We start from the raw sequence: 21,599 nt of genomic DNA, 5'->3' as shown, positions 1-21,599 counted from the left end.
CCGCTTTGCGCGGATCAACCGATCTGCTCAGCCCACAAATCGTACTCATCGGCGTCGGTCACCTTGCACCAGACCTTGTCGCCTGGCTTGAGGTTGCTGCCGTTGTCGATGAAGACGTTGCCGTCGATTTCCGGCGCGTCGAAGAAGCAGCGGCCCACGGCGCCTTGCTCGTCCACTTCATCCACCAGCACTTCGATTTCACGGCCGACGCGCATTTGCAGGCGCGCCGAGCTGATGGCCTGCTGGTGCGCCATGAAACGCTCCCAACGGTCCTGCTTGACGTCGTCCGGCACCACGTCCAGGTCCAAGTCGTTGGCCGGTGCGCCTTCGACAGGGGAGTACTGGAAGCAGCCGACGCGGTCGAGCTGGGCTTCGGTCAGCCAATCCAGCAGGTACTGGAAATCTTCTTCGGTTTCACCGGGGAAGCCGACGATGAAGGTTGAACGGATGATCAGGTCCGGGCAGATTTCACGCCAGTTCTTGATGCGGGCCAGGGTCTTGTCTTCGAACGCCGGGCGCTTCATGGCCTTGAGGACTTTCGGGCTGGCGTGCTGGAACGGGATATCCAGGTACGGCAGGATCTTGCCGGCCGCCATCAGCGGGATCAGCTCGTCGACATGGGGATACGGATAGACGTAATGCAGGCGGACCCAGACGCCGAGGGTGCTGAGGGCCTCGCACAGCTCGGTCATGCGGGTTTTCACCGGTGCGCCGTTCCAGAAGCCGGTGCGGTATTTCACGTCGACGCCGTAGGCGCTGGTGTCCTGGGAGATCACCAGCAGCTCCTTGACGCCGGCCTTGACCAGGCGCTGGGCCTCGTCGAGGACATCGCCCACTGGACGGCTTACCAACTTGCCGCGCATCGACGGGATGATGCAGAAGCTGCAGCTGTGGTTGCAGCCTTCGGAAATCTTCAGGTAAGCGTAGTGGCGCGGGGTCAGCTTGATGCCTTGTGGCGGCACCAGGTCGATCAGCGGGTTGTGGTCCTGGCGTGGCGGCACCACCTCGTGTACGGCGTTGACCACCTGTTCGTACTGCTGCGGGCCGGTCACGGACAGTACGCTTGGGTGCACGTTGCGGATGTTGCCTTCTTCCACGCCCATGCAGCCGGTGACGATGACCTTGCCGTTTTCCTTGATGGCTTCGCCGATCACTTCCAGGGACTCGGCCTTGGCCGAATCGATGAAGCCGCAGGTGTTGACCACCACCACGTCGGCGTCCTGGTACGTGGACACGACGTCATAACCTTCCATGCGCAACTGGGTCAGGATGCGCTCGGAGTCGACCAGAGCTTTTGGGCAACCCAGGGATACGAAGCCAACCTTCGGATTGGCGGGCGCGGGAGTGGTGGACATGTCTAACCTCGGTGTAGGGGGATCGTCTCTTGTCGAGACAGGGCGCCTGGCGCGCCTCTGATCAAAAAGTGCGCAATTCTATCCAGGGTCGAGGCGCTTGACCAGCTTTATACCGGGAAATACGACGAGTGCTGCGCTATGCTTCGCGCCTTTGCACTCTGGCGATTGCTACAGTCAACAAAACATCTGTAACAATGCGTAAAACTGCGCATGCTGCCTCAACAAAGCATCGTGTTTCGTTCAAGAAGACAGGTCAGGGAATCGGGAGTGTTGGATGGGTCATGCAAGTAGTCAGGTGGCAGGTGCCGAGCATTCGGCAGCGAAGCCGCTGAGCATGCTGGTCGCGGCGGTCGGAGTGGTTTATGGCGACATCGGCACGAGCCCGTTGTACACCCTCAAGGAAGTGTTTTCCGGGGCCTATGGCGTACCAGTCAATCACGATGGGGTGCTGGGGATCCTGTCGCTGATCTTCTGGTCGCTGATCTGGGTCGTGTCGATCAAGTACATGATGTTCGTCCTGCGCGCCGACAACCAGGGCGAGGGCGGAATCATGGCGCTCACCGCCCTGGCGCGGCGAGCTGCGGCGGGGAGGGCGCGGCTGCGTACATTCCTGGTGATCTGCGGCTTGATCGGCGCGGCGCTGTTCTACGGTGACAGCATGATCACCCCGGCGATCTCGGTGCTTTCGGCGATCGAGGGCCTGGGCCTCGCATTCGAAGGCATCGACCACTGGGTGGTGCCCCTGTCGCTGGTGGTGCTGGTGGCGTTGTTTTTGATCCAGCGCCACGGCACTGCAAGGATCGGCATTCTGTTCGGCCCGATCATGGTGACCTGGTTCCTGGTGCTCGGCGCCCTGGGGGTGTACGGCATCGTGCAGCATCCGGAAGTGTTGCAGGCGGTGAACCCGGCCTGGGCCGTGCGCTTCTTTGTGGTCCATCCGGGCATGGGCGTGGCGATTCTCGGGGCCGTGGTGTTGGCACTGACCGGCGCCGAAGCGCTGTACGCCGACATGGGCCACTTCGGTCGTAAACCGATTGCCCGTGCCTGGTTCATCCTGGTGTTGCCAGGCCTGATGCTCAACTATTTCGGTCAAGGTGCGTTGCTGCTCGGTGACCCGGAAGCGGCACGCAACCCGTTTTATCTGCTGGCGCCGAGCTGGGCGTTGCTGCCGTTGGTCGGCCTGTCGACCCTGGCCACGGTCATCGCTTCGCAAGCGGTGATTTCCGGCGCGTTCTCCCTGACGCGCCAGGCGATCCAACTCGGTTACATCCCACGCATGTACATCCAGCACACCTCCAGCGCCGAGCAGGGCCAGATCTACATCGGTGCGGTGAACTGGTCGCTGATGGTCGGCGTGGTGCTGCTGGTGCTGGGCTTCGAATCGTCCGGCGCGCTGGCTTCGGCTTACGGCGTGGCGGTGACCGGTACCATGTTGATGACCACGATCCTGGTGTCCGCGGTGATCCTGCTGTTGTGGAAATGGCCACCGCTGCTGGCAGTCCCGTTGTTGTTCGGTTTCCTGCTGGTGGACGGTCTGTACTTCGCCGCCAACGTGCCGAAGATCATCCAGGGCGGTGCGTTTCCGGTCATCGCCGGTATTGCCTTGTTCGTGCTGATGACCACCTGGAAGCGCGGCAAGCAACTGCTGGTGGATCGCCTGGACGAAGGGGCGTTGCCACTGCCGATCTTCATCAGCAGCATCCGCGTGCAACCCCCGCACCGCGTACAGGGGACAGCCGTGTTCCTGACCGCGCGTTCGGATGCCGTGCCTCACGCCCTGTTGCACAATCTATTGCACAACCAGGTGCTGCATGAGCAGGTGGTGCTGCTGACGGTGGTGTACGAGGACATTCCCCGGGTACCGCCGCAACGGCGCTTTGAGGTCGACGCCTACGGCGAAGGGTTTTTCCGGGTGATCCTGCACTTCGGTTTCACTGACGAGCCGGACGTGCCCGAGGCGCTCAAGCTCTGCCATCTGGATGATTTGGATTTCAGCCCGATGCGCACCACCTACTTCCTCAGCCGCGAAACCGTCATTGCCTCCAAGCTCGAAGGCATGGCCCGCTGGCGTGAGTCGTTATTCGCCTTCATGTTGAAAAACGCCAACGGCAACCTGCGCTTCTTCAATCTACCGTTGAACCGGGTGATCGAACTGGGGACGCAGGTCGAGATGTAGTAGCACCAGGAAAACAAAAAAGCCCTCGTTGCCCTGCGGCGGCGAGGGCTTTTTTATGGGGTGTCTTTTCAATACAGCAATTGGTCGGGTGATTTTTTCCAACTTGATTTATACACGTTGTCGCGCAACACTTTGCGCATCAAGGTATGTATAAAGATATGCAGTATTCATGCGGCAGGAGGTAAGACATGGCAGCGTTACTGGAACGGGCTGATCAAGCAGTATCCGTTACGGCAATGGTCAGGGGGTTCAGCGCGAAGCTCAAGGAAGTATCGAGCCGTGCAACCGAAAAGCTGGTCATCTTCAAGGACAATGAGCCGGCAGCAGTGATTATCAACGTCGATGCCTATCAGGAAATGCTCGATGAGCTGGAAAACCTTCGCGTCGAAGCGACGGCTCGCGAGCGCCTGATCGGTTTCGACCAGGCCAAGGCTATTAGCCATGGGGATATGCGGGCACGGTACGCCAAAAACGACTGAAGGAGCGGTGAATGGCTTGGGGTGTTATTTACCATCCGGAGGTTCAAGACGATTTGGATCAGTTGGGTGCGGCGGCCGCGAACCGGGTTCTCGATGTCATCGAAGCGCGGATTATGAATGGTGAACCGGACAAAACCGGTAAGCCGCTCAGAGCCAGCCTGGCGGGATGTCGAAGAATTCGAACAGGTGATACCCGTATCGTGTACAGGGTCGACGGGAAAGCGATTCAGGTGTTGATCGTGGTCGTTGGCGCTCGGCGGGATAAGGAAGTGTACGACGCGGCAGAACGTCGTCTTTAAAAAGCCCTCGTTGCCTTGCGGTAGCGGGGGCTTTTTTATGAGCTACACAATGTCGGCGCCAGGCGAACCTTGTGGGAGCGGGCTTGCTCGCGAAGGCGGCGTGCCAGTTGGCGATGATGTCGACTGACACGCCGCCTTCGCGAGCAAGCCCGCTCCCACAGAGGGTTGTGTGTAAGCCGGGCGGGTACAAAAAGGCCCCGGCAACCGTAAGGCTGCCGGGGCTTTTGTCAGGCTGGTATCTGTTTACTGTTCGGCTGTCTTGTTCTGGCGCTTGTTGATCTCATCGATCAAGCGCTTGGCCAGGGCCGGGTAGTTTTCGTCGAAGTGGTGGCCGCCAGGCAGCTTGATGGCTTCCCCTACGGCGGTCTTGTCGGTGCAGCCGCTTTCGTCGGCTTCTTCGCCGCCGTAGATGCACACCACTTTGTCGGCTGGCAGCTTGGCCATTTCCGGGCCGGTGGCGGCTTCAGTGCCGGCGTTGCCGAGCCAGCCTTCGACTTCAATCTCGAAGCTGCCGGTGCGGGCGAAGGCCAGCAGGATGATCGCGTCGACCCGCTGTTGTTCGGTGGCCGGCAGGCGGTTGTAGATCGCCGGCAACACGTCGGCGCCGAAGGAGTAGCCGGTCAGGATAAAGCGCTTGGTGCCCCAGATCTGCCGGTAGTGCTGCATCAGCTCGGTCAGGTCCGCCGCGCTCTGCTCAGGGCTCTTGTGCTGCCAGTAGTAGCGCAGGGTGTCGATGCCGACCACTGGGTAGCCGATCTTGGCCATTTCATCGGCTACATCGCGGTCCAGGTCACGCCAGCCGCCGTCTCCGGAGAGGAACAGGGTCACGGTATCCCGCGCCTGGCTGGCAGGCACTTCCACCACGGGAATGCTCAGGCCGCCCTTGGCCTTGTCGGTGCCCACCAGGATCTTGCGCAGCTCGTTGTTCAGCACTTGCGGCAGGTTGATGTCGTAGTCGCTGATGCTGGTTTCGGCGTTTTTTTGATCCCTGACGAAACCGGCGCTGGTGTCGTCGGGGTTGTCGTTCCAGGCCACCAGCCAATGACCATGGGCTGCGCTTTTAGGCAACAGGTGGGTGCAGCCGGGTTTTTCCAGGGCCAGGTCCACCGACACGGCCTTGGCCTTGTCGTCCTTCTGCTCGGCCAGCCAACGCCAGGCCAGCACGGCGCCAGGGCCGATGCCGCTGACCAATGTGGCCGGGTCTTGCAGTTCTCTCAGGCCGGCTTGCAGGGCACGGCCTTGCAGCATGCAGTCCTTGGGCAGGATCACCTGGACGATCTGCGCCGAGCCGCTGCGGCTGAGGGTCGTTAATTGGGTGTCGCTGAGCTTCTGGTCTTCATTGACCGCCACCAGTACCCGAGCGAGCGCCTTGGCGCCGGGGGTGACCCGGGTCAGTGCTGCGCCATCGGCGGGCGCCAGTTGTTCCAGGGTGGGTTGTGGGGCCGGGCGGTTCCAGTGCCAGTAACCGCCACCGAGAATCACCGCCAGCACCAGCAGGGCGGCCACTACGTATCGCCAGGAGCGTTGCATCATCAGCGTTTCACCAGTCCAGTCAGGCCGCCCGCAATCAGGGCGGCAGTATCGGCCAGCGCTACCAACGGATCGAGTCCGGCGGGCACGGCCATGTAACGAGGTTCCCAGTCAGGCTGGAATTTGTCTTTGAAGCGGCGCAGCCCCTGGAAGTTATAGAGCTGCTCGCCACGGCGGAACACCATTGAACCCAGGCGCTGGGTCAAGGGTGCGCCGCGCCGCGGTTGCAAGCCCGACAGCGGGACCATGCCGAGGCTGAAGCGGGCGTAGTCATGGTTTTTATAATGCTGGATGAGGCCGACCATCATGAATTCCATGGTCAGTTTCGGCGCCTCGGGGTGGGCACGCATCAGGTCGAGGCTGGCCAGGTCGTGGCTGTGGGTTTCCAGCAGGTTGGCGAACGCCACCGGCCGGCCCTCGAAACGAATCACTGCGATGCGGAAATGCTTGAGGTAGTCGTCGCTGAAACGCCCCAGGGAGAAACCTTTTTCCCGCACGTTCTTGCCGGTCAGCCAGGCGTCGGAAATGACCTTGAGTTCGTCCATCGGCGCCTGGCCTGGCTCGTGGATCTCCAGCGACAGGCCATCACGGGTGCCGCGGTTCCAGGTGTAGCGCAAATCCTTCATCTCTTTGCCCTTGGCTTCGAGATCGAAACGCTTGAGGTCGACCCGTGCTTCCTCGCCCAGCTTGATGGCCGTCAGGCCGATGTCCATGTAGTAGGGCAGGTTTTCGGCGCGCACCTGATAGAACACGGGACGAGCATGGTGGATATCGCACAGGTCGCGGAACTGCCAGATCATTTCGGCCCGCTGCTGGGTAGGGCCGATCGGGTCATACAACGCCACCAGGCTGCGACCACGGCGGGCATACATCAGGAATGCCTCGTCGTTGGGGTGGAACAGCAGCGCCTTGTCACCGGTCAGGGCCAGGCCGCCGTCGGGTTGCGACGATGCCATAAGGACCGTTTTGGCCCGTTCCAGTTCTCCTGCCGTCGGCAAATGGATCACCGGCCGTGCCGTGCGCAGCAGCCAGGTGAGCGACACCACCACCAACAGCACGGCCGCTCCCAAGAGGGAGCGCAAGCCGCGAGGGGCGTCGGCATCGAGGGTAAACTGCCACCAAAGTTGATGGCTGTAGGGCACGTCCTGGTAGGCAAAAAGCAACAACCAGATCGACGCGCCGAGGACGCAGAGGCTGGCGATCAGGAACAGGGGGGAGAAGGGCAATTCGGTCAGGCGGCTTGGACGATAAAAGGAGCGCCGGAATACTGCCAGCAAGGCCGCCGTCAGCGTCAGCAGCGTGGCTTCTTCCCAGTCGAAGCCCTTGAGCAGCGAGAGCAGGGCGCCCACCAGCAGCAAAACCGTGGTCAGCATCCAGGCGGCCGACAGGCGACGGCGCAGGCCCTGGGCGAGCAGCAGGCACAACACGCCCACCAGGCTGGCACCGAAGTGCGAAGCGTCCACCAGCCGATGGGGAATCAGGAAACCGATGTGCTCCAGGCGGGTGTCGATTTCCGGTGTCACGCCGGAAAACAGCAGCACCACACCGGAGAGAAACACCAGTACCGCCAGGATCGGCGCGGCAAGCCCCGAGGCTGCCCGCAGGGTCTGGCGCGTCTGGAACAGCCGTTGTGCCTCATTGATCAGCAGCAACACGCAGGCCACCAGCATTGGCAGCAGCACGTAGATCAAGCGGTACAGCAACAGCGCCGCGGCTAAGGGGGCGGCGCCGAGTTTGTCGGCAAACGCGGCCAGCAGGATCGCCTCGAATACCCCGACTCCGCCCGGCACATGGCTGAGCACCCCGGCGGCCAACGCCAGCAAGTACACCAGCAGGAAGGCGCCGAACGGCGGTGCCTCGGGCAGCAACAGATACAACACCGTGGCGGCCGCGGCCACATCCAGCGCGGTAATTACCAGTTGCAGGAAGGTCAGGCGCCGGCCTGGCAGGCGCAGGGTGCGACGCCCGGCCTTTACCAGAAGGCTGTCCCGATGGGGCTGCTCTGGCAGGCGCCGACGGTAAATACCGATGGCCAAGGCGCTGGTGAGCAGCAGCACGGCCACGGAAATCGCCCCAAGCAACGCGGCAGGTAAATGCAGCGCGGCAGACGCGGCGGGCAGGTTGCTGAGTGTTGCCAAGGCGGCCAACGGCGGCAACGCACAGCCCAAGGACAGGCTGGCGAACAGCGTCATGTGAGCGACATCCGATGCCCCGAGGCCATGACGCGCATATAGGCGGTAGCGAACCGAGCCGCCCGACAGCAGCGACAGGCCAATGGCGTTGCCAATGGCGAACGCCGTGAACCCGCCGAGGATCATGGTTTGCGGTGGCAGCGTCACACCGGCATAGCGGCTGGCGGACCATTCGTAGCCCAGGAGAAGGATGAAGCCGACGACCGTGGCGGCGATCGCGCCGAGCAGGGCGGGCCGGGGCACTTCCAGAATCGAGTCGTGCAGAGCGTAGAGATCGAGCTCGCTCAGCAAGTGGCGGCAGGCAATCAATGCAATCGCAAATAGCAGCAGCGTGACGGCGAGACCGATGGGCTGGCGGTACTGACTGATCCGATCCAGCCAGCGCAGTCGCTCGGCCTTGATCGGTTGTGTCGCAGTAACGGAGTCTTGCGGGTCTGACGAGTGGGCGCGCATCAATCACCTCTTGAGCTATGCGCGACAGGATGGGGGTAACCAGCGAAGTTACCAATCCCTGCGGTAGAAAATAATTACAAAATATTTGTAATGAAGCCTTTTTTCATCAGGCACAAAAAAGGCCACTCTTTCGAGTGGCCTTTCTTGATATTTGGTTGCGGGAGCCGGATTTGAACCGACGACCTTCGGGTTATGAGCCCGACGAGCTACCAGACTGCTCCATCCCGCGTCTGTGTGGCGGCATTCTACAGGCGAACGCCCGGGTGTCAACCGTTAAAAGGCGAAGGGGCGAAATAAACCACTGATCCGTCCCTTGCCTGGCTAAATGCTCGGAATCTAAAGAAAATTGTCCTACAACCTGGGGCGCGTGGGGTGTCGTAGGCGGCGTCTCTCTGATCGAGTGGTCAAAAAACGATCAGGCACAAAAAAGGCCACTCTTTCGAGTAGCCTTTTTTGATGTTTGGTTGCGGGAGCCGGATTTGAACCGACGACCTTCGGGTTATGAGCCCGACGAGCTACCAGACTGCTCCATCCCGCGTCTGTGTGGCGGCATTCTACAGAGGATCGAGCAGCTGTCAAGCCTGGTGTTCAAAAAAACTGTTCCGCTTCAAGCGCTTAGCCTTGTAAAAGGCATTGTGACAACGCTGTGACGCAGGCCTGGCAAGGGTTGGCGCTCTATTGGGCGGTTCATTGCGATTGAAGAAGTAAATTTGTGTAAGCGTTTTCGGGCCTCAACGAAGGATCTTTCAAACTACTGGTGCTATATACAGGTGCCGGTGCGATACTGGTGGCCCGATTCGTCGCACACCCTGTTCCGCTATGACGCAACGTAAAATCATCCATGTCGACTGTGACTGTTTTTATGCCGCTATCGAGATGCGCGATGATCCGCGGCTGGCCGGCAAGCCCTTGGCTGTGGGTGGCTCGGCGGATCGGCGGGGTGTGATTGCCACCTGCAACTACGAAGCGCGGGCCTACGGCGTGCGCTCGGCCATGTCTTCCGGCCACGCCTTGAAGCTCTGTCCGGACCTCACCATCGTCAAGCCGCGGATGGAGGCCTATCGGGAAGCGTCGAAGGAAATTCATACGATTTTCAGCGATTACACTGACCTGATCGAGCCGCTGTCCCTGGACGAGGCCTACCTGGACGTCTCCGCCAGCGACCATTTCGGCGGCAGCGCCACCCGCATCGCCCAAGACATTCGCCGGCGTGTATCCAATCAATTGCACATCACTGTGTCCGCCGGCGTCGCGCCGAACAAGTTCCTGGCCAAGATCGCCAGTGACTGGAAAAAGCCCAACGGGTTGTTTGTCATCACCCCGGATCAGGTCGAGGATTTTGTCTCGGCCCTGCCGGTCAGCAAGCTCCACGGCGTTGGCAAGGTCACTGCCGATAAGCTGAACCGGCTCGGCATCAACGATTGCCTGCAGTTGCGTGAATGGGACAAGTTGGCACTGGTGCGCGAATTCGGCAGTTTCGGTGAGCGGCTCTGGAGCCTGGCCCGTGGGATCGATGAGCGTCTGGTGCACAACGACAGCCGGCGGCAGTCCATCAGCGTGGAGAATACCTACGATGTCGACTTGCCCGACCTGGTGAGCTGCCTCGACAAACTGCCGGAGCTGATGGAAACCCTCAGGGGGCGCATGGCCCGGATCGACAGCAGTTATCGACCGGGCAAGCCGTTCGTCAAAGTGAAGTTCCACGACTTCACCCAGACCACGCTGGAGCAGGCCGGGGCAGGGCGTGACTTGGGCAGTTACCAGTTGTTGTTGACCCAGGCGTTCAACCGGGGCGGCAAGCCGGTGCGGTTATTGGGGATCGGGGTGCGGCTGGAAGACTTGCGGGGTGGGTTTGAGCAGTTGGAGTTGTTTGAGCGGTGAGGCTGTCGCTTGGCTGATGAAGGCCATGCCTTTTGCTCTTGTGGCGAGGGAGCTTGCTCCCGCTGGGCCGCGTAGCGGACCCAAAACTGCTACTCAACGTATCTGACATACCGAGGTGGCAGGTTTCAGGGCTGCTGCGCAGCCCAGCGGGAGCAAGCTCCCTCGCCACAAGAGAGATTGCCCCATCCAGACTGGGCTCAGTGAGCGCCCGGATCCGCCACCAATCGTCCGCCATCCTTGGTCAAGGCTTTCATGAACTCGGTCTGCAGCTCCGGATCGTTGCGCGTCAGTTCGATCAGGCTCTGTTCCAGTTCACTGGCTTCCTCTTCAAGTCCCAGCTCCGACAGGCGCCTGACCCGATGGACCCACTGGCTCACCTCGTCGTCTTCCAGGTCGTCGTAGATCAGCGCGTGGGCTTCCACCAGCTTGCTACGCAAGGTGCTGCTGATGCTCAGGGATGAGTCGGTGTGCACCTCGTCCTGGGCATCCGTCACGCTGATCTGCAATTTGCCGAACTGGCTCAGGTCCTGTTCGGCGAACGGGCTTTCCAGCAGGTTCAAGCGCAGCACGCCGTTACGGTCGGTGCTCAGTTCGAAGGTCTGCCGGGCGGCCTTGACCTCCACCGGGCGTTCGCTCCAGGGCAGGCTCGAGTGTTCCGTGCGCTTGTCGCGCTGGACTTCGTCGATACCCGCCAGGTTCTGCTGGGCGCGGCCATGGGAAGGGACGTTCATGAACGGGTTGAGTCCGGCGAAACCGTAGCTGATCCAGTCACGGGTCGCCGTGTCCGGCAAGTTGCCGAGGGCGAACACATTGACCACGTTCGCACCGACACCGGCCACGACGGCCACCGCGCCCAGGGGGATCTCGTAGATTTCCCGCCAGGGTTGGTACGGCGTGTAGCGATCATAATGGCGGGTGACCTCGAACTCAGTGACTTCGAAGGTCTTCTGCTCATTGATGCGCACCCGACGCTGCGGCAGGTCGAGCACCTTGGGTTCGCCCACGTCGATCTGCAGGCTGTGGTCGAGCAATTTGCGCTCGACCCGCTCTTCGTGCTCGCTGCGTTGCGACATTTGGTTGGCACAGCCGCTGACCAGCAGGGCGCCGCACAGGGCGGCGCCACCGAGGCCTAAGGTGTTTCGCTTGAACATGACGTCTCTATCTGGTGTCAGCGGCGGATACGGGCCTGGAGGAACGACAACACGTCGTCGACCGGCAGCGCTTGCGGCTCGGCCTCGGTGCGGCTCTTGTATTCCAGGTTGCCTTCGGCCAGGCCACGGTCACTGACGACAATCCGATGGGGGATGCCAATCAGTTCCATGTCCGCGAACTTGATGCCGGGGCTGGTTTTCTTGTCGCGGTCGTCCAGCAGCACTTCGAAGCCGGCGGCCGTCAGTTCGGCGTAGAGCTTGTCGGTGGCTTCGCGCACCAGGTCGGTTTCATAGCGCAGTGGCACCAGGGCCACCTGGAATGGCGCCAACGTGTCGCTCCAGATGATGCCTTTCTCGTCGTTGTTCTGCTCGATGGCGGCGGCCACCACGCGGGAAACGCCGATGCCGTAGCAGCCCATTTGCAGGGTGACCGGCTTGCCGTTCTCGCCCAGCACTTCGCATTTCATCGCCTTGCTGTACTTGTCGCCCAGCTGGAAGATGTGGCCGACTTCGATGCCGCGCTTGATTTCCAGGGTGCCCTTGCCGTCCGGGCTTGGATCGCCGGCCACGACGTTGCGCAGGTCCGCGACGGTTGGAACCGGGAGGTCGCGTTCCCAGTTCACGCCGAAGTAGTGCTTGTCATCAATGTTCGCGCCGATGGCGAAGTCGCTCATCAACTCCACCGAACGGTCGATGATGATCGGCAGTGGCAGGTTCAACGGGCCGAGGGAGCCGGCGCCGGCGCCGATGGCGTCGCGCAGATCGGCGTCGGTGGCCATGACCAGCGGGCTGGCAACGCCTGGCTGGTTGGCGGCCTTGATTTCATTCAGCTCGTGGTCGCCACGGACGATCAGGGCAATCAACTTGCCGGCTTCTTCCGCCCGTACGATCAGGGTCTTGATGGTGCGCTCGATCGGCAGGTCGTAGCCTTCCACCAACTGGGCAATGGTCTTGGCGTTCGGCGTGTCCACCAGGCGCAACGCTTCAGTTGGCGCGGCGCGGGAGGTTTCCCGTGGCACGGCTTCGGCTTTCTCGATGTTGGCGGCGTAGTCGGAGCCGTTGCTGAAGACGATGTCGTCTTCGCCGGACTCGGCCAGCACGTGGAATTCGTGGGAACCGGCACCGCCGATGGAACCGTTGTCGGCTTCAACCGGGCGGAATTTCAGGCCCAGGCGGGTGAAGATGTTGCAGTACGCCTGGTGCATGCGGTCATAGGTGACCTGCAGCGAGGCCAGGTCGGCATGGAAGGAATAGGAATCCTTCATGATGAATTCGCGACCGCGCATCAGGCCGAAGCGTGGACGGATCTCGTCACGGAACTTGGTCTGGATCTGATACAGGTTGATCGGCAGCTGCTTGTAGCTGCTCAACTCGTTGCGCATCAGGTCGGTGATCACTTCTTCGTGGGTCGGGCCTGCACAGAAGTCGCGACCGTGGCGGTCTTTGATGCGCAGCAGCTCAGGGCCGTATTCTTCCCAACGCCCCGATTCCTGCCACAGCTCGGCCGGCTGGGTGCTCGGCATCAACACTTCCAGGGAGCCGGCGGCGTCCATCTCTTCGCGAACGATGGCTTCCACCTTGCGCATGACCCGCAGGCCCATCGGCAGCCAGGTGTACAGGCCCGAGGCGAGTTTGCGGATCATGCCGGCACGCAGCATCAATTGATGGCTGATCACGACGGCATCGGAAGGCGTTTCTTTTTGTGTGGCGAGCAAAAATTGACTGGTGCGCATGGTTGGCCGTTGTCGGTTGCTGATGACGAGAAGTGACGGAGCATTGTACGGGCGAGATGCCCTGGCGTACAGGCGCGTGGCCGGTCGCCAGGTGCGGACACCGGTTTTCCCGGTGTTTTCTGAAATTTCCTACGACTCTTCCGCGGGGCGGGTGGGCGCCGGTTCCTCGGCGGGTGCCGAGTCCTGGCGACGGTTCTCCTGGAACCAGTGCAAGGCGATCAGCAACAGGGTCGGCACGCCCAGCAGGGCGGTGATGAGGAAGAAATTGTGGTAGCCGAACTTCTCCACCATCACCCCTGAATAGCCACCGATCAAACGCGGCAGCAACAGCATGATCGAGCTGAGCAAGGCGTATTGGGTGGCGGAGAATTTCAGGTTGGTCAGGCTCGACAGGTAGGCGACGAACGCCGAAGTGGCCAGGCCGGAGCTGAAGTTGTCCAGGGAAATGGTGACAATCAACATCTGCAGGTTGGCGCCCATGTCGGTGAGCATCAGGAAGAGGATGTTGGTGGCGGCCGAGGCGACACCGCCGATGAACAGGATGGGCAGGATGCCAAAACGCACGATCAACAGGCCGCCCATGCCGGCGCCGACGAGAGTCATGATCAGCCCGAAAATCTTGCTGACGCTGGCGATCTGATCCTTGGTGAACCCCTGGTCGATGTAGAACACATTGGCCATGACGCCCATGACCGTGTCGGACATCCGGTAGGTTGCGATCAATCCGAGCAGCAGCAGGGCCTGCCAGCGATAACGCAGGATGAAATCGTTGATCGGCGTCAGCACTGGCGCCAGTCCGCGCCGGCCCATGGCCGACAGGCACAGGGCGGTCAAGAGGGTATAGAGGATGGCCCGCAGGAAGGCGCGGTCTTCGAGCAGCAGGTCGAGCAGGCTGACGCCCTCGAACAGCACGCTGGCGAAGTCGGTGTTGAAGAGTTGGGTGAACATCGCCGGGACGGAGACCAGCAGCACGATCAGTACGAATACCGACGCCAACTGATGGACAAACGTGTAGCGCCCGGCCTGCAACTGGGTGCGCAGCGGTACCGGTGGCTCGCGCATGAACAGGGACGTGAGGAGCGCCGGGACCATTAGCACGCCGAACAACAGGTAGGTGCCGGCCCAGGCCGAGTGTTTGTAGCTGAAACCGGTGGAGCCAAAGCCTTCGGCGAAGAACAGGGCGCCGGCGGTGGCCAGCAGCGCGGCGATGCGGTAGCCGGACATGTAGCTGGCGGCGAGGGCGGCCTGGCGGGTGTCGTCGGCGATCTCCAGGCGGTAGGCGTCGACGGCGATGTCCTGCGTCGCAGAGGCGAAGGCCACGATCACGGCGATGGCGATCAACCAGGACAGGTGTTTCTGTGGGTCGCAGAAGCCCATGCCGATCAGGCCGAGAATGACCAGCGCCTGGGAGAGCACCAGCCATGAACGACGGCGCCCCAGTTTGCCGAGCAACGGCAGGCGCCATTGGTCGAGCAGCGGCGACCAGACCCATTTAAAGGCATACGCCAGGCCGATCAGGCTCGCGTAGCCAATGGTTTCGCGGGCCACGCCGGCTTCGCGCAACCAGACTGAAAGCGTGGAAAACACCAGCATGTATGGCAAGCCGGCGGCGAAGCCAAGCAGCAACAGCACGAGCGTCGAGGGACTGGCATAGGCGGCGAGGGCGGCGCGCCAGGTTTTACGGGGCATGGGCTGGAGTCTGCCTCAAAAATTGCGAAAACAAAGCGCGCACTCTAACCGCTGTGCTCTACCGGGCGCCAGCCATGGCGCTGAATATCAACACGATTGTTCAGGATACTGATTCCTTCCATGCGCAGGCGTGCGCGCTGTTCATCCCCCGAGGCGCTGCCCACCGGCAGGCTGATCCGACCACCGGCCGCCAATACCCGATGCCAAGGCAGCGTGGTGTCGTTCGGCAATTGGCTGAGGGTTCTTCCCACCCAGCGCGCCGCGCGGCCAAGGCCGGCCATTTCGGCGAGTTGGCCATAGGTGACGACCTTGCCCGTCGGGACCTGTGCCAGGGTCAGGTAAAGGGTGGTGCGGCGGATCTGGGCGGCGTTCTCGGTGCCCGCTGGGGTGTCAGTCACGTAGGGGTTCCTGAGGTGGGTGTCCGTCTGTAGATTAATTCCTACAGGACTGGTTGAGAAATGAACTCATCAGTCCTACACAGGTCAGTCCTTGCTGAGGTGTCATCCTGGGGGATAATGCCGCCTTTTCACCGCAAACTTGAGCCCTTTATCGCTTATGTTGTCTAGAACCCTGCTATGCCTGGCTGTTGCCAGCGCCTCCATGCCCCTGCTTGCCGACACTGTCTGGTTGAAGAATGGGGACAAACTCAGTGGCAAGATTACCGTTTTCGATGGCGGCAAGTTGCTGATCCAGACCGATTATGCCGGCGCGATTCCCATTGACTGGAAACAGGTCAAGACCCTGGAGAGTGATCAGCAACTCCTGGTCAAGCAGGATGCCTACACCGGCGAGAAAGCCAAGGCGCTGCAAGCGGCCGAGGATGGCAAGGTCACCCTGGCCAACGGTGATGGGCCCAAAACCGTCGAGCTGGCCAGTATCCAGCAGATCCTCAAGCCCAAGCCGGTGGTCGAGGACCTGGTGTGGAAAGGCAATGTCGATGCCGCGCTGGATTACCAGCGTGCGGAAGCCGATACCGATGATTACGACATCGATTTCAAGACTTCGGCACGCCACGGCAGATGGCGGCACACTGCTGAAGGCGAATACAACCGTGAATTCCAGGATGACGTCGTGTCCGCCGATAACTGGCGCCTGGAGTATTCCCTCGACCGGTTCATTACCGACAAATGGTTCTGGCAAGGTCGCCTGAATTACAAACGCGACAAAGTCGAAGACCTGGCTCGCCAGCGCGTAGTGGGTACCGGTCCGGGCTACCAGTTCTGGGATGACGAACTGGGGGCGTTCTCCCTGGGTTCGCTGCTCAACCGCACCGATTACGAGTACCGCGACGGCGGCAAGGACAACTTCTATTCCGTGGCGATGAAGTGGGATTACAACCGCTACCTGATCGGCAAGCGCGTCGAGTTCTTCACCAACGGCGAAGTGGGCAAGCCGCTGTCCGGCGTGGCGGAGTACGCCTATGACGCCGAGATGGGGCTGCGCTACAAGGTCACCGACTGGGCATCGCTCAATCTCAAGGCCGAGAAGGATGTTATCGAGGGCACCGAGGACAGCGACCTGAGCAAGACGCGCTACACGGCGGGGTTTGGCGTGACCTGGTAACCCCAGGCTAGCCAACAAGTTCATGTGGGAGCGGGCTTGCTCGCGAAAGCGGTGTGTCAGTCAACGAGAATGTTGCTGATTCACCGCTTTCGCGAGCAAGCCCGCTCCCACAGTTTTTTTGTGCCTGCAAAACACACAGACACAAAAAAGCCCCGCTTTTGAGGGCGGGGCCTTTTACTAAAGCAAGGACAAGTTAGATAACTTGAACTTCTTCAGCTTGCATGCCTTTCTGACCGCGGGTAGCGATGAAAGAAACCTGTTGGCCTTCTTTCAGGCTTTTGAAGCCGTCGGATTGGATAGCTTTGAAGTGAACGAACAGGTCGTCACCGGATTGTGGGGTGATGAAGCCGAAGCCTTTTTCATCGTTGAACCACTTAACGGTACCGGTTTGGCGATTAGACATGGTGTAACTCCTTGAACAAAGATAACTGCGACTCAGGAAGAACCCTGGCCGAGACTGAGTGCAAAGAGCAGGAAAAATTCTTGTAGATGGTTGGATCGAAATTCAACATATCGTGTAGAGATTCTCAGTGACACAAGCAACACAGTGGCGCCACCTTAACCCTTTTTCCAGAATGTGCCAATGGTCTTTGCGAAGGTTTCTCTTATTTGGTGACTGACGGCGCGGGCGATGGCCGGCAGGACCCGGAAATCAAGGTGGATCGGCGAGATTTGCGTGACGCGCTTTGAACCCTGCCCCGCGCCCCGGTAAGATGCCGGACGTATTTTTTCCACCTCGCTATTTCAGGAAACCGCCATGAGCATCAAATCGGACAAGTGGATTCGCCGCATGGCGCAAGAGCACGGCATGATCGAGCCCTTCGTCGAGCGCCAGATGCGTGGCGAAGGCGCCGACCGGCTGATCTCCTTCGGCGTCTCCAGCTACGGCTACGATGTGCGCTGCGCCGACGAATTCAAGGTGTTCACCAACATCAACTCGGCCACGGTCGACCCGAAGAACTTCGACGAGAAGAGCTTCGTCGACGTCAAGAGCGACGTGTGCATCATCCCGCCGAACTCCTTCGCTCTGGCCCGCACCGTCGAGTACTTCCGCATTCCGCGCAATGTGCTGACCATTTGCCTGGGCAAGAGCACCTACGCCCGTTGCGGCATCATCGTCAACGTCACGCCGCTGGAACCCGAGTGGGAAGGCCACGTGACCCTGGAGTTCTCCAACACCACGACCCTGCCGGCAAAAATCTACGCCAACGAAGGCGTGGCGCAGATGCTGTTCCTTGAGTCCGACGAAGAATGCGAAGTGTCCTACAAGGACCGTGGCGGCAAGTACCAGGGCCAGCGCGGCGTGACCCTGCCGCGTACCTGAATCTGACGAGCTGTTGGAATTCCTGGGCGGGCAGGCACTCTATGGGGTGTACTGCCCGTTTTTTTGCGTCAGCGCAGCGGGCCCTCGCTCAGGAGTTGCTCTATGAAGATCGATCCGCGAATCAGTGCCGAACTGGCAAGGCTTGAGCCCAATCAGATCGGTGTCATGGCTTGGTCATTGCTGGCCCATCCTGCCGAAGCGGCGGGCGGCATCCCCGGCCAGCCTGATCCCGATACGCCTAACGAACAGCCTACCGAACCTGGCGAACCCACCCTGCCGGACGAGCCGCCTCCTGCGCCAGTGGCATGAAATCAGCTGCAAGTTACAAGCTGCAAGCTGCAAGTTGGCACATGTAGCTTGGCTTGAAGCTTGAAGCTTGAAGCTTGAAGCTTGAAGCTTTCAGCTCACAGGCCATATTTCGTTATCGCCAATGACAAAAATCCTGCAATCGCTGTCCTGATCGACTCGATAGCCGCCCGTGAACGCACCGAAGGCCGGTAGCAGGCTGATCTCGCTACCCAGGCGGAAACAGGCCAGGCGCAGCCGTTGTCGGCCCTTGCCACTCAGGTGATAGACCGGGTGTACGTGACCGGCCAGCACATGGCGGCTGGCGTGCGGGGTGGGCTCGTGTTGCACGGCGAACGGGCCCAGCAGCAGCGGCTCCGGTACGACGCGAATATTCAGCTCCGGCGGTGGGTCGCCGGCGCGCTTGTCATGGTTGCCGCGAATCAGCGTCATGGCCAGGTGCGAATATCGCGCACGCCAATCGGAAAGGGCCTTCAGGGTGCCGGGCGCGTGAGAACCCGGGCCGTGGAGAAAATCCCCGAGAAAAATCAGCTGTCGACACGCCAGGCTGGCCAGTAACCCATCCAGCACCGCGATGTTGCTGGCGGTGGTGCCGTGGGGCACCGGTTGCCCGAGGCTGCGATAGGCGGCGGCCTTGCCAAAATGAACGTCAGCCACCATCAAGGTTTCCTGGGCGGGCCAGTACAGGGCTTTTTCCGGGAGCAGCCAGAGTTCTTCCCCCGCGAGGTTGACGGGATAAGGCGCGGGCATCAGGCGTCACCGCGATCGGCGGTCTTTTCCAACTCGTTGACCATCCGCCGGATGCGGTCGGCGAGTTTTTCCGAACTCATGCTTTCCCGGAACCGCTCCACCAGCAGCGGGAAGCCGAGCGGGGTGGGGCGCTTGATCCTGTGCAGGTCCAGCTTCAAGGTATTGAGGCGTTGCAAAGTCTGCTCCAAACGATTGATATCCAATTCCTCACGCAAGACTTCCTCCCCGGCCTGGGCCAGCAAGAGATTGTCGGCGTCGTATTGCTTGAACACTTGGAAGAACAAGCCACTGGAGGCCTGGACTTGCCGGGTGCTTTTTGGCGCACCGGGGTAGCCGGCGAAGACCAGCCCGGCGATCCGGGCGATTTCGCGAAAGCGCCTGAGGGCCAGTTCCCCAGCGTTCAAGCTGGCGAGCACGTCGGCCAGCAGGTGATCGACGCTCAGCAGGCCCGGGGTCAGGACGTGCGACCAATCCACCGCCGTGGCGCTGAGCAGTTCCAGGCCGTAGTCGTTGACCGCAATGGAAAACGTCACCGGCTGTTGCCGACTGACGCGCCAGGCCAGCAGGCTGGCCAGGCCCAGATGAACCTGGCGCCCGGCAAACGGGTAGAGAAACAAGTGCCAGCCTTCCCGGGACTTGAGGGATTCGGCCAGCAGGGTGTGCTGCGTGGGCAAACCGGACCAGCGTTGCTGGGTCGTCAGCAAGGGCTGCACGGCTTGCATCTCCGGCCCCTCGAAGCGGCCGGCGGCGGCTTCGCTCAAACGGGCCACGACGGCGGCCGCCAGTTCACTGGAGAGTGGCATGCGTCCGCCGTTCCAGCGCGGCACGGCGGCCTTTTTAGCCTGGCTGCGTCGCACGTAGGCGGTCATGTCTTCGACCCGGACCAATTCCAGCAGCCGCCCGGCGAACAGGAAACCGTCACCGGGGCGCAGGCGAGCGATGAAACCTTCCTCGACGCTGCCCAGGGTCTTGCCGCCGCCGCCCTTGCTCCAGAATTTCAATTGCAGGCTGGCATCGCTGACGATGGTGCCAATGCTCATGCGGTGGCGCCGGGCCAGGCGCGCATCGGGGACTCGCCAGATCCCGTGTTCGTCCGGCTCGACCCGTCGGTAATCGGGGTAGGCGGTCAGTGACAAACCGCCATGGCGTACAAAGGCCAGGGCCCAGGCCCATTCGGCCGGGTTGAGGTCGCGATAGGCCCAGGCCCCCCGCACCTCCGCGAACAGTTCGTCGGGAACGAAGCCGCCGCCCAGGGCCATGCTCACCAAATGCTGCACCAGGACATCCAGCGGTTTGTGGGGTGACAGGCGAGGTTCGATGCGCCGTTGGGCCACCGCGTCCTGGGCGGCAGCGGCTTCGATCAATTCCAGGCTGTGGGTCGGCACCAGCGTCACCCGTGAGGTCCGCCCCGGTGCGTGGCCGGAGCGCCCGGCCCGCTGCATCAACCGCGCCACACCCTTGGCCGAGCCGATCTGCAGCACCCGTTCCACCGGCAGGAAATCCACCCCCAGGTCCAGGCTCGACGTGCAGACCACCGCTTTGAGCTGGCCGTCCTTCAACGCACGCTCCACCCAATCCCGGGTGCCGCGGGACAGCGAGCTATGGTGCAGGGCGATCAGCCCGGCCCAGTCGGGCCTTGCTTCGAGGATGGCCTGATACCAGATTTCCGATTGCGCCCGGGTATTGGTGAAGACCAGGCAACTGCGACTGGCGTCGATTTCGGCGACGACCTTGGGCAGCATCTTCAGGCCGATGTGCCCAGCCCATGGGAAACGTTCGAGGGCCGGAGGCAGCAGCGTGTCGACCTGCAGCGCCTTGCCGTTGGCGCCCTGAACGCTGGCGCCGTTGCCTTGCGGGATCAACACCTGCTCGGCGTGGGCCTGGTTGCCCAGGGTTGCGGACACGCCCCAAACGATGAGTTCGGGGTGCCAGTGCCGCAAGCGGGCCAGGGCCAGTTGCAGTTGCACGCCCCGTTTGTTGCCGAGCAACTCGTGCCATTCATCCACGACCACCATGCGCAGGGTCGAGACGGCAGCGTGCGCGTCGGCTCGGGCGAGCATCAGGGTCAGGCTTTCGGGCGTGGTGATCAGCGCGGTGGGCAGGCGCCGGCCCTGGCGGGCGCGTTCACTGGGGCTGGTGTCGCCGGTGCGCAGGCCGACACTCCACGGCAGTTGCAGGTCTGCCAGGGGCGCTTCGAGGGCTTTGCCGGTGTCGGCCGCCAAAGCGCGCATCGGTGTGATCCACAGGACTGTCAGCGGTTCGGTTGGCGGCTTGCGTTTGCGCGGTTTGTCCGGCGGCGGTGTCGAGCGGGCGAAGCGGTTGAGGGCGGCAAACCACACGGCGTAGGTCTTGCCGGCACCGGTGCTGGCATGCAACAGCCCGGACTCCCCACGCTTGACCGCGGCCCATACTTGCTTTTGAAAGGCGAATGGCTTCCATCCGCGGGCATCGAACCACTGTTTCGCGAAATTATTGGATGTCGCCATGCCTGCCGCGTGCGCCCTGAAGGTCCTCTTCCAGTGACCACGGCGAGATGCGAAAGGTTTTATCCAGGACATCGGGGCAAGCGTGCTTCTGTGGCGAGGGAGCTTGCTCCCGCTGGAGGCGCAGCCTGCCTCCTGCAGTACGTCTTCCAGATGCAGGGGGCCGCTTCGCAGCCCAGCGGGAGCAAGCTCCCTCGCCACAAAGGCAGCGCCTGGCGGCGAATGCCAGTCAGTT

17 protein-coding genes and 2 tRNA genes are annotated in these 21,599 nt (G+C 61.6%); 7 read left to right on the top strand and 12 right to left on the bottom strand.

What is annotated here, in order from left to right; all coding sequences use genetic code 11:
* Positions 1-14: 14 nt before the first annotated feature.
* Complete coding sequence (rimO, locus tag M1D99_RS23845; RefSeq protein WP_186705561.1) at positions 15-1,355, bottom strand: 30S ribosomal protein S12 methylthiotransferase RimO; 1,341 nt, start codon at positions 1,353-1,355, stop codon at positions 15-17.
* Positions 1,356-1,689: 334 nt separating this feature from the next.
* On the opposite strand from rimO, the gene M1D99_RS23840 reads away from it, so the two are divergent.
* From M1D99_RS23840 to M1D99_RS23830, 3 genes are all read left to right on the top strand, one after another.
* The gene (locus M1D99_RS23840; protein ID WP_434576609.1) at positions 1,690-3,531 is read left to right on the top strand and encodes a potassium transporter Kup; all 1,842 of its coding nucleotides are present in this window, start codon (positions 1,690-1,692) and stop codon (positions 3,529-3,531) included.
* Positions 3,532-3,719: 188 nt separating this feature from the next.
* Positions 3,720-4,010, top strand: a complete 291-nt coding sequence (locus tag M1D99_RS23835; RefSeq protein WP_434572024.1) for a type II toxin-antitoxin system Phd/YefM family antitoxin — start codon at positions 3,720-3,722, stop codon at positions 4,008-4,010.
* A gap of 11 nt (positions 4,011-4,021) precedes the next feature.
* Entirely contained in the window at positions 4,022-4,309 is a 288-nt protein-coding gene (locus M1D99_RS23830; RefSeq protein ID WP_434572023.1) for a type II toxin-antitoxin system RelE family toxin, read from the top strand.
* 243 nt (positions 4,310-4,552) lie between these two features.
* Here the strand turns inward: M1D99_RS23830 and M1D99_RS23825 are convergent, their stop codons facing one another.
* The 4 genes from M1D99_RS23825 to M1D99_RS23810 all read right to left on the bottom strand — a co-directional run bounded on the left by M1D99_RS23825 (position 4,553) and on the right by M1D99_RS23810 (position 9,022).
* A complete protein-coding gene (locus M1D99_RS23825; protein ID WP_458130859.1) occupies positions 4,553-5,842 on the bottom strand; it encodes a virulence factor family protein in 1,290 nt (429 codons plus the stop codon).
* Positions 5,842-8,484: a bifunctional lysylphosphatidylglycerol flippase/synthetase MprF gene (gene mprF, locus M1D99_RS23820; RefSeq protein ID WP_186705566.1), complete on the bottom strand. Its 2,643-nt coding sequence runs from the start codon at positions 8,482-8,484 to the stop codon at positions 5,842-5,844. The genes M1D99_RS23825 and mprF overlap by 1 nt, the downstream gene beginning before the upstream one ends.
* Before the next feature lie 152 nt (positions 8,485-8,636).
* A tRNA-Met gene (locus M1D99_RS23815) sits at positions 8,637-8,713 on the bottom strand.
* A 232-nt stretch (positions 8,714-8,945) separates the two neighbouring features.
* Positions 8,946-9,022: transfer RNA gene (locus tag M1D99_RS23810), tRNA-Met, on the bottom strand.
* Between the two features lie 281 nt (positions 9,023-9,303).
* On the opposite strand from M1D99_RS23810, the gene dinB reads away from it, so the two are divergent.
* Positions 9,304-10,365, top strand: a complete 1,062-nt coding sequence (gene dinB, locus M1D99_RS23805; RefSeq protein ID WP_186731081.1) for a DNA polymerase IV — start codon at positions 9,304-9,306, stop codon at positions 10,363-10,365.
* A 197-nt stretch (positions 10,366-10,562) separates the two neighbouring features.
* Here the strand turns inward: dinB and M1D99_RS23800 are convergent, their stop codons facing one another.
* The 4 genes from M1D99_RS23800 to M1D99_RS23785 all read right to left on the bottom strand — a co-directional run bounded on the left by M1D99_RS23800 (position 10,563) and on the right by M1D99_RS23785 (position 15,336).
* Positions 10,563-11,516: a hypothetical protein gene (locus tag M1D99_RS23800; protein WP_434572017.1), complete on the bottom strand. Its 954-nt coding sequence runs from the start codon at positions 11,514-11,516 to the stop codon at positions 10,563-10,565.
* Positions 11,517-11,533: 17 nt separating this feature from the next.
* Positions 11,534-13,249 (bottom strand): proline--tRNA ligase, encoded by a 1,716-nt coding sequence (locus M1D99_RS23795; protein WP_186731079.1) that lies wholly within the window; start codon positions 13,247-13,249, stop codon positions 11,534-11,536.
* Positions 13,250-13,378: 129 nt separating this feature from the next.
* Positions 13,379-14,938: an AmpG family muropeptide MFS transporter gene (locus M1D99_RS23790; RefSeq protein WP_186708395.1), complete on the bottom strand. Its 1,560-nt coding sequence runs from the start codon at positions 14,936-14,938 to the stop codon at positions 13,379-13,381.
* 44 nt (positions 14,939-14,982) lie between these two features.
* Positions 14,983-15,336, bottom strand: coding sequence for an MGMT family protein (locus M1D99_RS23785; protein ID WP_434572014.1), 354 nt, complete (start codon positions 15,334-15,336; stop codon positions 14,983-14,985).
* A 157-nt stretch (positions 15,337-15,493) separates the two neighbouring features.
* Here M1D99_RS23785 and M1D99_RS23780 point away from each other — a divergent pair, with 157 nt between their 5' ends.
* Positions 15,494-16,501 carry a DUF481 domain-containing protein gene (locus tag M1D99_RS23780; protein WP_186731077.1) on the top strand — a complete coding sequence of 336 codons (1,008 nt, stop codon included), beginning with the start codon at positions 15,494-15,496 and terminating at the stop codon, positions 16,499-16,501.
* 193 nt (positions 16,502-16,694) lie between these two features.
* Here M1D99_RS23780 and M1D99_RS23775 read toward each other — a convergent pair whose 3' ends face one another.
* Positions 16,695-16,904 carry a cold-shock protein gene (locus M1D99_RS23775; RefSeq protein ID WP_002554837.1) on the bottom strand — a complete coding sequence of 70 codons (210 nt, stop codon included), beginning with the start codon at positions 16,902-16,904 and terminating at the stop codon, positions 16,695-16,697.
* A gap of 354 nt (positions 16,905-17,258) precedes the next feature.
* Between M1D99_RS23775 and dcd the strand changes: the two genes are divergently transcribed.
* Positions 17,259-17,825 carry a dCTP deaminase gene (gene dcd, locus M1D99_RS23770; RefSeq protein ID WP_003184751.1) on the top strand — a complete coding sequence of 189 codons (567 nt, stop codon included), beginning with the start codon at positions 17,259-17,261 and terminating at the stop codon, positions 17,823-17,825.
* Positions 17,826-17,927: 102 nt separating this feature from the next.
* Positions 17,928-18,134, top strand: coding sequence for a hypothetical protein (locus M1D99_RS23765; RefSeq protein ID WP_041022879.1), 207 nt, complete (start codon positions 17,928-17,930; stop codon positions 18,132-18,134).
* Positions 18,135-18,224: 90 nt separating this feature from the next.
* Here the strand turns inward: M1D99_RS23765 and pdeM are convergent, their stop codons facing one another.
* Positions 18,225-18,881, bottom strand: a complete 657-nt coding sequence (pdeM, locus tag M1D99_RS23760; protein ID WP_186708401.1) for a ligase-associated DNA damage response endonuclease PdeM — start codon at positions 18,879-18,881, stop codon at positions 18,225-18,227.
* Positions 18,881-21,367: a ligase-associated DNA damage response DEXH box helicase gene (locus tag M1D99_RS23755; protein WP_458130858.1), complete on the bottom strand. Its 2,487-nt coding sequence runs from the start codon at positions 21,365-21,367 to the stop codon at positions 18,881-18,883. Before M1D99_RS23755 ends, pdeM begins: the two co-directional genes overlap by 1 nt.
* Between the last annotated feature and the right edge of the window lie 232 nt (positions 21,368-21,599).

Source organism: Pseudomonas sp. R3-41 (genome assembly GCF_054161485.1).
The sequence above is the reverse complement of the archived record's forward strand: the minus strand, read 5'-3'. Positions and strand labels throughout refer to the sequence as shown.